This is a genomic window from Halomonas sp. BMC6 (assembly GCF_964204995.1).
In the GTDB taxonomy this organism is placed as follows: domain Bacteria; phylum Pseudomonadota; class Gammaproteobacteria; order Pseudomonadales; family Halomonadaceae; genus Vreelandella.
On the sequence record NZ_CAXNSH010000001.1, the window covers coordinates 1,525,230 to 1,537,182 of the forward strand.

Here is an 11,953-nt window from a genome sequence, read left to right on the forward strand (position 1 = left end):
GGCATGCGGTGAGTAGGAGAAGGAGGAGAGGGTAAGCGGATGGCAGGCCACCCGCTGTGGTTTTACGCGTCGTTGGGCGTGACGCGCCAAATGGCGTTGGTGAGATCGTCGGCAATGATCAGCGCGCCGTCGGGGTCGATGGTTACACCTACCGGGCGGCCACGGGCGCGACCATCATCGGTGAGAAAGCCCGAAACAAAATCGATGGGGTCGCCGCTGGGCTGTCCGTCGCTGAACGGTACGAAGACCACTTTGTAGCCCACCGGGTCGGCGCGGTTCCAACTGCCGTGTTCGCCGATAAACACACCTTCAGCGAATTCATCGCCCATTTCGGGGATAGAAAAGGCGAGGCCTAGCGGTGCCACATGCGAACCCAGGCTGTAATCGGGGGCAATCGCCGACTCTGCTTTTTCAGGGTTCTGTGGGCGAACGCGGGGGTCGATATTCTGGCCCCAATAGCTATACGGCCAGCCGTAAAAGCCGCCTTCCTGAACAGTAGTGAGGTAGTCGGGCACCAGATCGGGGCCAAGCTCGTCACGCTCGTTGACGACCGTCCAAAGCTGGTCGGTGCCGGGTTGAATCGTCATCGCCGTGGGATTGCGAAGACCCGTGGCATAGGGGCGGTGCATGCCGGTATCAGGGTCGATCTGCCAGATTTCCGCGCGATTGACCTCCGCTTCCATCCCTCGCTCGGTGATGTTGCTGTTGGAGCCAATGCCCACATACAGAAACTCCCCATCGGCACTGGCGGTCATCGCTTTGGTCCAGTGGTGGTTGATCTCGGCGGGGAGTTGGGTAAGCACCTCGGGTGGCCCGCTGGCTTGGGTTTGGCCCTCTTCGTACTCAAAACGCACCAGGGCATCTTGATTGGCGACATACAGGGCGTCATCGATCAGCGCGAGCCCGTAGGGAGCGTTGAGGTTTTCCGCAAAGGTGGTTTGCTCTTCATAGCGGCCGTCGCCATCGGCATCGCGCAACAGTGTCAGCCGGTTACCGCTCTGCACCGAGGTGGTCCCCTGGGATTTGATCAGCCCGGCAATGACATCCTTTGGCTTGAGAGAGGGGGCATTACCACCGCTGCCTTCCGCCACCAAGATATCGCCATTGGGCAGTACCAGGGGTTGGCGGGGGATTTGTAGATCGGTGGCAATCGCGGTGATCGTGTAGCCCTCGGGCACGCTGGGCAGGGCATCGCCCCATTCGGCGGGCTCGGGCACGCTCATGTTGGGCAGCAGGCCGCGAGAAGGCTCGGGCAGCGTCGGGTTAGGCCCGTAGCGGGTGACCTCTTGGGCGCTGGCGCTACCCGCTGCCAGCAGCAAGCAGAGGGGCGCGGCGTAACAATGCGGGCGACGTAGAGCGCGCTTCATGGCTTACCTCCGTGGCCAAAACGGGAAAACCCCACCCAAACGGCGGTGCCTGCAAAAATGGTGACCACCAGGGAGAGCGCAAAACCAATCGGCATCATGCCCCAGGCGTCCCGCGCGTGGATAAGGGCGTTAACAAAGCCGAGTATCCACGTGAGCAGCAGGAGCGCTGGATAGATCAGTAGCATGAGACTGCGGGGCTTGGCGCGAAAGAAGCTGATCAGTGAGCTAATCAGCGCTAGCCCGGCAAATACTAGCCCGCCAGCGTTGAGCCAGGAGGCAAAAGTTGCCCACTGAATTTGATAGCTATTGGCGTAAGCGTAGTCGCTGAGCGTGGCGCCTAAAAAAAGCGGTAGGCACCCCACTAAAAACACCGAGTGAAAGAGGGGCAGCCCACGTTGGTAGGTATGCGTATGGGTAGCTGTCACGGCATGCTCCTTATGCTGATCTAGCGAATGGCCATGCTTGGCGAATGCGATGAAATGCGAGGCGTTCGGCCAAGCAACGACCTCCTGTGTTGCGTAACCAGTGTAGGTCAGTAGCCGAGTTTTACCCAAAGCGAAGCAAGCGGCGCTTAGCGTTCTCACGGGCCGTGGGCATACTGCGCGGGGAGCCGCTCGGCTAAAAAATCCATGAACAGTCGCGTACGCTGAGATAGGGTGGCTTGACGGTAGTACACCGCGTTGATCGGCTGCGTGACGAGTTCGGTGTGGTCGGGCAGCACGTCGACCAGGGTGCCGTGCTGCCGGGGCGCGCGGGTCATGAAGTCCGCCAAACACACGATCCCTTCCCCCTTCAGAGCAAGTTCCAGCAGCGTGCTGCCGCTGGAGGCGGCCAGGGTGGGCGTGATATGTAAGCGCTTACCATCCGCGCAGGTCAGCGGCCAGTGGTTCAAGTGGTCGAGCTGGCTAAAACCGAGCAGGCTATGGCGGCAAAGCTCTTCTACCTGTTGAGGCGTGCCGTGACGGGCCAGATAGGCGGGGCTGGCCAGTACCCGCAGCGCGCTGTGGCCAAGGGGACGGGCGTGAAGCGAGGAGTCCTCCAGTGTGCCAATGCGAATGGCCAAGTCGACTCGCTGCTCCAGCAAATCCACGAAGCGGTCGTGGGTATCCAGCTCTAGGGTAATGCCAGGGTAGCGGGCGCGAAATTCACCGATCACGGGCACGACCACATGCTGCATGAAGCTGGGCGCAGCGTTGACCCGCAGCCTGCCTTGAGGCTGGTCATGACGATCGAGAAGGGCCTCTTCGGCCTCTTCCACGGCGGCGAGGATGCGTCGGCAGTGGGCGAGAAAGGTGTCCCCTTCTTCGGTCAGTTCCAAACGTCGGGTCGTGCGGCGCAGCAGCGTCGTGCCGAGCTTCTGCTCCAGGCGGTTTAGCGCGCGGCTGACGCCTGACACGGTGATACCCAACCGTTCGGCGGCAGCGGTAATCGAGCCGCTATCCACTACCGTGACAAACGCCTGCTGCTCTTCCAGGGTGCTTTTCATCGTTCGTAAGCGCCTCGATGATGAATCTATTATTGATTTTAGCGCAAAAGTCTCTTGCCGGACGTTTGGTTTTTCTCTGCGCCTTTGCGCTGCACAATACTCGCCAATCAATGCCCTGCTTACCTTGTGTTAGCGGGGTGGTCACGATACCTAGTGAGGTCGAAACAATGAAGATACTGTTGATCAATGGCGGTAAAGCGTTTGCCCACTCTGGTGGAGAACTCAACAATACCCTGCATGCCGTGGCGGTGGATACGCTGAAAGAGCTGGGCCATGAGGTGCGCGAAACGGTCATCGAGCAGGGCTACGAGGTGGCTGCGGAAGTCGAAAATTACCTGTGGGCAGACAGCATCGTGTATCAAATGCCTGGCTGGTGGATGGGCACCCCCTGGACCGTCAAGCGCTACATTGATGAAGTCTTCACCGAAGGTCACGGGTCGCTCTACGCCAGCGATGGCCGCTCTCGCCAGGACCCGTCCAAACAGTACGGCAGCGGTGGCCTGCTGCAAGGCCGCGACTACATGCTGTCGCTGACCTGGAACGCGCCGATTGAAGCGTTCGACGAGCCAGGTAACTTCTTCGAAGGCCGTGGCGTGGATGGCGTGTACTTCCCGTTCCACAAGTCTCAGGAGTTCATTGGTCTCAAGGCCCAGCCGACCTTCATTGCCAACGACGTGATCAAGGCGCCAGACGTAGAGCGTGACAAAGCCGCGTATCGCGCCCACCTGCGCCGTGTGTTTGGTTAAGCCGCTGCGCTGCTTAAGCATTCCACACGCATCAAAACAGACGCCCACCGACAACGGTGGGCGTTTTTTTGTGCCACGTTTAGCGCTCTCTGCTCAGGCTTTGCGCGGTGAATGAGCCGGTAGGCGCAGGCAGAAAGAGGCGCCTCCGGTGGTTAGGTTCGTCACCTGAATATCCCCGCCCTGGAGGGTCATGATGCGTCGGGCAATCGCCAGCCCCAACCCGGCGTGCCCGGTACTGCCAGACACATCGCCGCGATAGAAAGGCTCGAAAATATGCGGTAGGTCCTTGGGAGGGATGCCGGGGCCGTTGTCTTGTACATGCACCTCGGGCTGGCCGTCGGTGTGGCCTACGATGACCTTGATGTTGCCTCCTGCTGGGCTGTAGGCAATGGCGTTGCTGATCAAGTTATCCAGTACCCGTTCAGTCATGGCGAGGTCGGCGTACGTGGTAGGTAACGCGGGGTCGCCGCTGAGGGTGAGTGTGAGCGCGCTCTCTTGGGCTGCTTGGCTGTGCTTTTGCATCACATCGTTGACCAATTCGGCCAGAGGGAAGGGCTCGGGCATCGGCTGTTTCTCCCGCGCTTCCAGGGCGGCTAGCTCAAACAGCTCATCCACCAAGCGGCTTAAGCGGCGGCCCTCTTTTAAGGCGATGTCTAAAAAGCGGTCCTGCTCGTCGGCGCTCAGGCGGTCACGGCGTAGTTTCAGGCTTTCAATATACCCTTGCATGGAGGCCAGCGGCGTGCGCAGGTCATGGGAAACCTGGGCCACCAATTGGCGTCGTTGGGCATCTTTTTCGGTCAGTTGCTCTATCTGAGAGGCAATGCGCGTGGCCATGTCGTCAAAGGCCACCCCGAGATAGTCAATCTCATCGCGAACAACGGGGCGTTTATCACGCCAAGTGGCGGTTGGGGTTTGGCGCATGCCGCTGCTTTCGAAATCTGCCACTAAGCGGGTAAGGGCTCTCAATCGGCGGGTGAGTAGGCGGAATAGCGTGAGGCCGGCGATCATGGCCACCGCCAAGCTGACCAGCAGCGCCCACATGCCCATGGTTAGCCGCTGGGCGCTGCGGGCCACTTGGTCAGCGGCATCGTACTCTTCGCCGCGCAGCACCACGTAGAGATACCCTTCAGGGGCGTCAGCGCTGGGCACCGGTGTGACAGAAAAGACTTTTTGACGCGCTTGGCTGCGCGGGTCATCGCCGAGCACGGGGTAGTGGCTGGGGTCTTCCAACAGTCGATGGATAGGGGCTAGCGACACGCGCTCGCGGTTGATCTGCGCCGGGTCGGCGGAGTAAGAGCGTATCGTGCCTTCTAAATCCAGCAGATAGATTTCTAAGCTGGGGTTGATGGTCATATAGAGCGCAAAGAGCGCTTCTAAAGCGCTGCGGTCGAGCTGGCCATCGCGGACGAGGTGTTGATCGTTGACCAGGTTTTCGGCGAGGTCGCGGTGCAGGGCTTGGTTTACTGAGGCGCTATACTCCCGCAGCGTGTACAGGCTGATGACCGTGTAGAGCAGGCCAATGGCCAGCAGCAGGACAAAAAGCCCCAGCGATAGGCGGGTATAGAGTGTTTTCAGCATGGTTTATTCGCGAAAGCGATAGCCGACACCCCAGACGGTCTGGATGAACGCGGGGTGGGAGGGGTCGGCTTCGATCTTGCCCCGCAGGCGGTTAATGTGCGTGTTGACGGTGTGCTCGTACCCTTCGTGGCTATATCCCCAGACGGTATTGAGCAGCTGTACCCGGCTAAAGACGCGGCCTGGATGGCTGGCAAAGTGCCAAAGCAGGTCAAACTCTCGAGCGGTTAATTCGACCAGCTGTTCATTAATAAAAACGCGCCTGCGTACCGGGTCGATACGCAGGCCATCGGCGGTTAGCTCGCGCTCTTTGGTTTTTTCAAGCGAGGCGGACGCCATAGCATCCACACGCCGAAACAGCGCTTTTACCCGGGCGGAAAGCTCCGCCACGCTGAACGGCTTCGTGAGGTAGTCATCCGCTCCCATTTCCAACCCCAGCACTCTGTCCAGCTCGGTGCTTTTGGCGGTCAGCATCAAGACGGGCACATAGCCGGGGGAGGAGCGGATGTCGCGACAGATCGATAGCCCATCCAAGCCGGGCAGCATCAGATCGAGAATCACCAGGTCGATACCGCCTTCGCGAAAACGCATGAGCCCTGTATCTCCCCGGTCATAAAGAACAGGCGTCATGCCCAGCTCGGCCACGTGCATACGAACCAACTCGCCGATACCTGGGTTGTCCTCGATGATCAGTACGTTTCGCGTCATAGCTTCCTGGCTCTCGAAAGGGGCGTTACTCTTTCATGCTGTTGGTGGTGTCCATGTGATCGCTCTCCATGCTCATGTCGTCCTCCATGGCCATACTGTCTTCAGACATGCCTTCATCCATCATGCCATGCTCTTCCATATCGCCGTTCATGGAGTCACCCATTGAGTCGTCCATGGAGTGGCCCATGTCATCGGATTGCATATTGTCTTGCATCATGCCGCCATCGTTTTTCATCTCTTCTGCATGGCTGACCGTTGCCATCAGGCTGAATAGGCATAATGCTGCCAGAGTAGTGAACTTGTTCATGTGCGTAACTCTCCGAGAGAAGGCCTGCCGGGTTGGTAGGCTCACTGTTAGTCTCGGCGCTCCTCGTCACGGGAACATCACGGGGTTTTAAAGAGATTATCTCGCAAGTTTAACGAATGTATAACGCAGCGCTGCGAATACCGGTAGATACAACGACTATTCATAAAAACTGTGCATAAGGAACCTCCGTGACCACGAACCGCCGTGAACTCGTCTCGCTGATTGAGCAAGGGGCGATGGCCCCTGAGCAGGTAGCCAAGGCCGTGAGCGTGGCGGGCCTGCAGCCTACGCCTCGCGCCTGGGCGGTACTGCTGGATAGGCTGCTGCTTTGGCTCGGTGCTTTAGCCATGGCCTTTGCGGTGCTGTTTTTTGTGGCGTACCACTGGGTGGCGATGGGCCACTGGCTGCGCTTTGGCTTGGTGCAAGCGGCGCTATTGGTGGCCATTGGGGCAGCAGTATGGCGGCCAGCCAGCCGCTGGGTGGTTCAGGCCGCGCTGACCGCTGCCTTTGTGCTGCTGGGCGTTCTGCTTGCGCTCGTGGGGCAGGTGTATCAAACCGGTGCAGACCCGTGGCAGCTCTTTTTCGCCTGGGCCCTCTTGGGGCTGCCGTGGGTATGGGCGGCGCGTTTTAGCCCGCTTTGGCTGGTATGGCTGGGCGTGGGGAATCTGGCGATTTGGCTGCATGCCAGCGTATGGGGTTGGGGCGTGAATGGCCGCTTCCTCGCTGGGGAGTCGGGTTTATGGGGGCTGTGGGTAGCCAACGTGGCGGCGCAAGCAGTCTGGGAGTGGGGCGCACAACGGCGAGCGTGGCCAGGGCGCTGGGCAATACGCGTGCTGGCGCTGGGCAGTGGCCTACCGATCACACTGCTGATGATGAGCTGGGTGGATGGGTTCACCTTTGGCGTCACGCCAAGCGCGTTGCTTTACCCCGTTTGGTTGGCTGCGCTGTATGGCGTTTACCGGTGGTGGCGGTTGGATCTGTTGATGCTGGCCGGTGGCTGCGTATCGGTTATCGCCGTGCTGACGCTTTGTATGGCTCGGATGGTGATGTGGGAGGAAGGCGATCCAGGCGGACTGCTGATCGTTGCCGTGACGGTATTTGCGCTGGGAGCGGCAGCCGTAGCGTGGCTAAAACGCCTACAGCGTGAGGCTATCCAATGAGCCAACAATATTCACCGTTGAAGCAAGCACTCGCGCAAGCGGGAGTGGTTCTGAATGAGCGGGCCACTGCCACGCATTCTATGCCCTGGTTCGTGCGCGGCGTTCAAGCGCTTTCCGGCTGGCTGGCCGCGCTGTTTTTGTTGGGGTTTATCGCCACCGGCGTGGTGTGGGTACTAGAAAGCCCACTTGCTGCCTCACTGGTCGGCGGATTGATGGTACTAGGCGCGTATGCGCTGCTGCGACGCTCATCCGATAACGATGTCATGGAACATATGGCGCTGGCGTGTAGCTTGGTGGGGCAGCTGTTGATCGCGTGGCCGCTAGCGGATGCGCTTAGCTTTTCTGTGGGCTTGGGCTGGGCACTGGTGATCATGCAAATGGCCTTTGCATGGGGGATGCCAAGTCGCCTTCACCGCTTTGTGGCCGTCGTGTTGGCGTGCCTTGCTTTGGAGTTTTCGCTTGCCGCCAGTGGGTTGACGCAGGTGGCGAGTGGCTTTGTGGTATTAGCGCTGGTGGGGCTGTGGTTGAACGAGTTTCGCTGGCCGGAGCGCCTGAGTGACATGCATGCCTGGGGCATGGGCCTGTTAGTGGGCGTGCTTATGCTGCAAGGCGTTGCCCATGCAGGGCAGGCGCTGTGGCTAGGCAACTTTACGGAGCTGGACGCCCTTTCCCCGATGCTCAGCCGAAGCATCAGCACGGCATTGGCAGGCGTAGCGCTGTTATGGGTAGCACATACGGCGCTGAGCCGCCACTCGCCTTCAAGCAGTGTGATGTGGGCGGTGTATAGCGCTGCCTTGCTGGTGGCGGTGCTCGCTTATTTTGCGCCTGGACTGAGTAGCGGCATCGCGGTGCTACTACTGGGCGTTGCGATTAGCCATCGGGTGTTAATGGCCAGCGGCATACTCCTGCTGCTGGCAGCGGTCAGCGCCTACTACTACTGGTTAGATATCTCGCTACTTCACAAGGCAGCGTTGCTGTGTGTGCTGGGCTTCGCGCTGTTAGCGCTGCGTTGGGGGTTGCAGCGCTGGCGCTTAGCGACAACAAAAATAGGTGAACACCATGGCCGCTAGCGTTAGGCGTTTTCGATGGGTGGTCCTGCTGACCACGCTGGCGATGTTGGTCGTGGTCAACAGCGCCATTTGGCAGAAGGAGCGTCATATCGCGCAAGGGGAGGTGGTTTACCTAGAACTGGCCCCGGTCGATCCCCGTTCCCTAATGCAGGGCGACTATATGGCGCTCAACTTTGCCCTGGCGAACCGCCTGCAAAGCGAGCTGTATCAGCGCGGTGAGACCCCTTCAGCCTCAATGAATGGTGACGTGGTCGTCCGTGTCGATAGCGCTCGAGTTGCTTACTTCCAGCGAATAGACGATGGCACACCGCTAGACGCGGATGAGCGGCGCTTACAGTTTCGCCTGCGCCATGGGCAGGTGCGCTTTGCTACCAACGCCTTCTTCTTTCAGGAGGGCCACGCCGAGCGCTATGAGACGGCCCATTACGGCGAGTTTCGCGTCAATAAAGAGGGCGAGCTGCTGCTCACCGCGCTGTATGACGACACCTTCCAGCGTTTGGGAGAAGATTGACCGCGCTTTAGGCAGTCCGGGGCCGTTTCAGCTATACCCTTACTACGTGCACCACCGTATTTGACTCGTATTACGTGAACGTCGATGGGAGATTGGTGATGAGTTGGATGCCTGATATCGAGCCGAACTGCCCCTCCGCTGGCCGTTTGGAAGACATCGAAACGCTGATTGTGCCTCGCGCTCGCGACATTGGCGGTTTTGCAGTGCGCCGAGCGTTGCCTGCTCCGAAACGGCAAATGGTGGGGCCGTTCATCTTTTTCGACCAGATGGGCCCGGCCGAATTTCTCCGTGAAGAGGGCATCGACGTGCGGCCGCACCCACACATTGGGTTAGCAACGGTCACCTACCTTTACCAAGGGGAGTTCCAGCACCGCGATAGCTTGGGAACGAACCAGATGATTTATCCTGGCGCGGTGAATTGGATGGTCGCGGGTAATGGCGTCACCCGCTCTGAGCGGACCAGCCCCACCACCCGCGAATGCGACCACTCGCTGTTTGGCATTCAAACCTGGGTGGCACTGCCCGAAGCGTATGAGGACAAGCCCGCCAGCTTTGCCCACCACGGTGAAGAGACGCTGCCGCTGCTCAGTGGTGAAGGGAAAAACGTACGCCTGATTCTGGGCACGGCCTGGGGCGAGCGCTCTCCCGTAGAGACCTTCTCCGATATGTTCTACGCCGACGCGGTGCTTGCCCCAGGCGCGAAATTGCCACTGCCGGATCATCACGAAGACCGCGGGCTTTATGTGACCTCCGGCGCAATTCTCGTGGCCGGTGAGACGTTCGAGGCAGGGCGTATGATGGTGTTTCGGCCGGGCGATGCGATGACCGTGGTGGCGGGGGAACAGGGGGCACGTTTGATGCTGCTGGGAGGGGAAACCCTCAATGGCCCGCGCTATATCTCGTGGAATTTCGTCGCCTCCTCGCGTGAAAAACTGGACGCCGCCAAGCAAGCGTGGATCGAGGGCGACTTCGAACACGGGCGTTTTAAGCTTCCTCCGGACGATGACCGCGAGTTCATTCCCTTTCCCGGTCAGCCATCGCGTTAACCTTCGTGCTTGCCGGATGGGGGAACGTGGTCTGTACTTTGTCCAACCATCGACATGGATCGCCCACTGATGACAGTGGGCACGCGGCGCAAGCCGTTGGTGGATGGACGTATTGGCTCACTTTCACTAAATAAGGCAAGTATGAAAAATCAAAGCTCATGGCCCGTCTGGTGTGTGCTGGCCGTCACGCTACTTTTTTCCAGCGTGGGGATGGCGCAAACGCAAGGCGATGAGAGCGACGACTCGCGTTGGTTCACCATGGATGCGATCAACACCGGGTTGGATGACGTACCCGACGATGCAAAGCGCATGTCGCCTCGGGAGACCATCCGCAGCTTCTTGAATTTCACCGAAGAGGAAAATTACGCCGATGCGGCGCATTTGTTGAACTTAGCGGATATCGACCCCAGCGAGCAGGCCACGCGGGGGACCGAGTTGGCCAAACAGCTTGCCGAGATCTTGCGCCGTGGCGAGTGGCTGAATGCCTCCAACCTGCCGGGCCGCCAGGATGCCGCCATCGAGGACCCTTCTGGCCAGAATCCACTAGCGGGCCAACCCCGACGCAATATCGAATTGGCCGCGCTGCAGGTGGAAGGCCAAGCCTACGATGTGCGGCTGGGGCGCTATCGCGTGGGGGAAGAGGACCCCATCTGGCTGATCATGCCAGAGAGCGTGTCATCTATTCCGACACTGTACGAAGAGTACGGCCCTTCCATGCTCGAGAGCTACATTCCTGAACGTTTCAAAGCGTCGTTTGGCGTGCTGAAAATTTGGGAGTGGCTGGCTATCCCCGTTTTTCTGATCACCATTGGCGTCGTGGGCATCGCGACCTATTACCTGATGGGGCTGATCGCCCGTATTCTGCCCTCCGGTATATCGACGATATTCGCCGACCAGATCGGCGTGCCGGTGGCGCTCATCGCGATGTCGCTGGTCACTCAAATGCTGCTCGATTACGTGGTGTCTTTTTCAGCGGTGGCCACCACGACGTTCAGGGTGTTGCTAATTGCGATCATGGCCTGGGGCGCAGGCACCATTGCGCTGAGGCTGGTCGATACCATCATGCTGCGCATGACCCGCCGCTTGGTGGGGGAGATCGACGACACCAAACCCAAAGACAAGCGCCGGCTGCTAACCTCGCTCTACGCCCTGCGTCGAGTGATTATCTTGATCACCGTCGTGTCGGTGTCGGTCTATGTGCTTGGGCAAATCCAGCTGTTTGAATCTCTAGGGCTTTCCATTCTGGCCTCGGCCAGTGTGCTGGCCGTGCTGGTGGGTATTGCGGGGCAGACGGTGCTGGGTAATATCCTGTCATCGTTTCAGCTCTCGCTGGCCAAACCCATCCGCATTGGCGACTTAGTGATCTTTGAAGGGCAGTGGTGCTATGTGGAAGGGATTTTCTACACCTTCATTCGGCTGCGTTCTTGGGATGAGCGGCGGTTGATCGTGCCGGTCACGTACTTTACGTCCAAACCGTTAGAAAACCTCTCGGTGAAAAGCACCAAAATGTACCGTTTCTTGGAGCTAACCCTGCACCTGAGTGCCGATATCTCCCAGGTTCGCGAGAAGTTTTTAGAGTTTGCCAAAGAAGAGGATAGCGTGATCGAGCACCATAAGCTGCTCTGTTACGTCACCGGCCAAACCGCACACGCACAAACGGTCACCTGCTACTTAATGACGTCCGACCCCATGGCAGGCTGGACCGCTGAGATGAACGTGCGTGAAAAGTTAATGGCCTATATCCGCGACGAACACCCGGAATGGTGGCCCCGCGACGTGGTGGTGATTAGCCATCATGATATTGCGCGTGGGGAGAGTCAGAGCAAACGCTCCGCATCGAGCGCTAACGAGGGTGTTAGCAGTGGTTCTGAAAAGAGTCCTGGGAATAGCACTGAAAATAACCAAAGTGAGGATGGCGAAGCGCCTGCAGCCGACTAAAAAAACGCTGGCGATAAATGTGATTTAGCAACTTTTTCG

At 59.1% G+C, this 11,953-nt stretch carries 12 protein-coding genes; 6 read left to right on the top strand and 6 right to left on the bottom strand.

The annotated features are described in order from the left end of the window. Positions 1–62: 62 nt before the first annotated feature. The 3 genes from AB6K10_RS07260 to AB6K10_RS07270 all read right to left on the bottom strand — a co-directional run bounded on the left by AB6K10_RS07260 (position 63) and on the right by AB6K10_RS07270 (position 2,853). Positions 63–1,367, bottom strand: coding sequence for a sorbosone dehydrogenase family protein (locus tag AB6K10_RS07260; protein ID WP_339118312.1), 1,305 nt, complete (start codon positions 1,365–1,367; stop codon positions 63–65). Then, positions 1,364–1,792 carry a DUF2231 domain-containing protein gene (locus AB6K10_RS07265; protein ID WP_159341293.1) on the bottom strand — a complete coding sequence of 143 codons (429 nt, stop codon included), beginning with the start codon at positions 1,790–1,792 and terminating at the stop codon, positions 1,364–1,366. Before AB6K10_RS07265 ends, AB6K10_RS07260 begins: the two co-directional genes overlap by 4 nt. Before the next feature lie 155 nt (positions 1,793–1,947). Next, positions 1,948–2,853 carry a LysR family transcriptional regulator gene (locus tag AB6K10_RS07270; RefSeq protein WP_339118313.1) on the bottom strand — a complete coding sequence of 302 codons (906 nt, stop codon included), beginning with the start codon at positions 2,851–2,853 and terminating at the stop codon, positions 1,948–1,950. Positions 2,854–3,020: 167 nt separating this feature from the next. Here AB6K10_RS07270 and AB6K10_RS07275 point away from each other — a divergent pair, with 167 nt between their 5' ends. Continuing rightward, positions 3,021–3,599: an NAD(P)H-dependent oxidoreductase gene (locus AB6K10_RS07275; RefSeq protein ID WP_305947064.1), complete on the top strand. Its 579-nt coding sequence runs from the start codon at positions 3,021–3,023 to the stop codon at positions 3,597–3,599. Positions 3,600–3,692: 93 nt separating this feature from the next. Here AB6K10_RS07275 and AB6K10_RS07280 read toward each other — a convergent pair whose 3' ends face one another. Genes AB6K10_RS07280 through AB6K10_RS07290 form a run of 3 tightly spaced genes read right to left on the bottom strand, consistent with a single transcriptional unit; the run spans position 3,693 to position 6,189 of the window. After that, positions 3,693–5,177: a HAMP domain-containing sensor histidine kinase gene (locus tag AB6K10_RS07280; RefSeq protein WP_339118314.1), complete on the bottom strand. Its 1,485-nt coding sequence runs from the start codon at positions 5,175–5,177 to the stop codon at positions 3,693–3,695. Between the two features lie 3 nt (positions 5,178–5,180). Further along, entirely contained in the window at positions 5,181–5,882 is a 702-nt protein-coding gene (locus tag AB6K10_RS07285) for a response regulator transcription factor (RefSeq protein WP_339118315.1), read from the bottom strand. A 25-nt stretch (positions 5,883–5,907) separates the two neighbouring features. Then, a complete protein-coding gene (locus tag AB6K10_RS07290; RefSeq protein ID WP_339118316.1) occupies positions 5,908–6,189 on the bottom strand; it encodes a hypothetical protein in 282 nt (93 codons plus the stop codon). Positions 6,190–6,377: 188 nt separating this feature from the next. Here AB6K10_RS07290 and AB6K10_RS07295 point away from each other — a divergent pair, with 188 nt between their 5' ends. The 5 genes from AB6K10_RS07295 to AB6K10_RS07315 all read left to right on the top strand — a co-directional run bounded on the left by AB6K10_RS07295 (position 6,378) and on the right by AB6K10_RS07315 (position 11,914). Beyond that, positions 6,378–7,349, top strand: coding sequence for a DUF2157 domain-containing protein (locus AB6K10_RS07295; protein WP_339118317.1), 972 nt, complete (start codon positions 6,378–6,380; stop codon positions 7,347–7,349). After that, positions 7,346–8,419, top strand: a complete 1,074-nt coding sequence (locus tag AB6K10_RS07300) for a DUF4401 domain-containing protein (RefSeq protein ID WP_339118318.1) — start codon at positions 7,346–7,348, stop codon at positions 8,417–8,419. Before AB6K10_RS07295 ends, AB6K10_RS07300 begins: the two co-directional genes overlap by 4 nt. After that, the gene (locus tag AB6K10_RS07305; protein WP_339118319.1) at positions 8,409–8,930 is read left to right on the top strand and encodes a GDYXXLXY domain-containing protein; all 522 of its coding nucleotides are present in this window, start codon (positions 8,409–8,411) and stop codon (positions 8,928–8,930) included. Before AB6K10_RS07300 ends, AB6K10_RS07305 begins: the two co-directional genes overlap by 11 nt. A 98-nt stretch (positions 8,931–9,028) precedes the next feature. Continuing rightward, on the top strand, positions 9,029–9,976 hold the full coding sequence (locus AB6K10_RS07310) for a pirin family protein (RefSeq protein ID WP_339118320.1): 948 nt from the start codon (positions 9,029–9,031) through the stop codon (positions 9,974–9,976). Between the two features lie 141 nt (positions 9,977–10,117). Beyond that, positions 10,118–11,914, top strand: coding sequence for a mechanosensitive ion channel domain-containing protein (locus AB6K10_RS07315; RefSeq protein WP_339118321.1), 1,797 nt, complete (start codon positions 10,118–10,120; stop codon positions 11,912–11,914). The last annotated feature ends 39 nt before the right edge of the window (positions 11,915–11,953 follow it).

What these genes read in the sequence shown, in the direction of transcription:
- AB6K10_RS07280 (WP_339118314.1), bottom strand. Translation starts at nt 5,177, where the DNA reads ATGCTGAAAACACTCTATACCCGCCTATCGCTGGGGCTTTTTGTCCTG.
- AB6K10_RS07290 (WP_339118316.1), bottom strand. Translation starts at nt 6,189, where the DNA reads ATGAACAAGTTCACTACTCTGGCAGCATTATGCCTATTCAGCCTGATG.
- AB6K10_RS07305 (WP_339118319.1), top strand. Translation starts at nt 8,409, where the DNA reads ATGGCCGCTAGCGTTAGGCGTTTTCGATGGGTGGTCCTGCTGACCACG.
- AB6K10_RS07315 (WP_339118321.1), top strand. Translation starts at nt 10,118, where the DNA reads ATGAAAAATCAAAGCTCATGGCCCGTCTGGTGTGTGCTGGCCGTCACG.
- AB6K10_RS07270 (WP_339118313.1), bottom strand. Translation starts at nt 2,853, where the DNA reads ATGAAAAGCACCCTGGAAGAGCAGCAGGCGTTTGTCACGGTAGTGGAT.
- AB6K10_RS07300 (WP_339118318.1), top strand. Translation starts at nt 7,346, where the DNA reads ATGAGCCAACAATATTCACCGTTGAAGCAAGCACTCGCGCAAGCGGGA.
- AB6K10_RS07275 (WP_305947064.1), top strand. Translation starts at nt 3,021, where the DNA reads ATGAAGATACTGTTGATCAATGGCGGTAAAGCGTTTGCCCACTCTGGT.
- AB6K10_RS07310 (WP_339118320.1), top strand. Translation starts at nt 9,029, where the DNA reads ATGAGTTGGATGCCTGATATCGAGCCGAACTGCCCCTCCGCTGGCCGT.
- AB6K10_RS07260 (WP_339118312.1), bottom strand. Translation starts at nt 1,367, where the DNA reads ATGAAGCGCGCTCTACGTCGCCCGCATTGTTACGCCGCGCCCCTCTGC.
- AB6K10_RS07285 (WP_339118315.1), bottom strand. Translation starts at nt 5,882, where the DNA reads ATGACGCGAAACGTACTGATCATCGAGGACAACCCAGGTATCGGCGAG.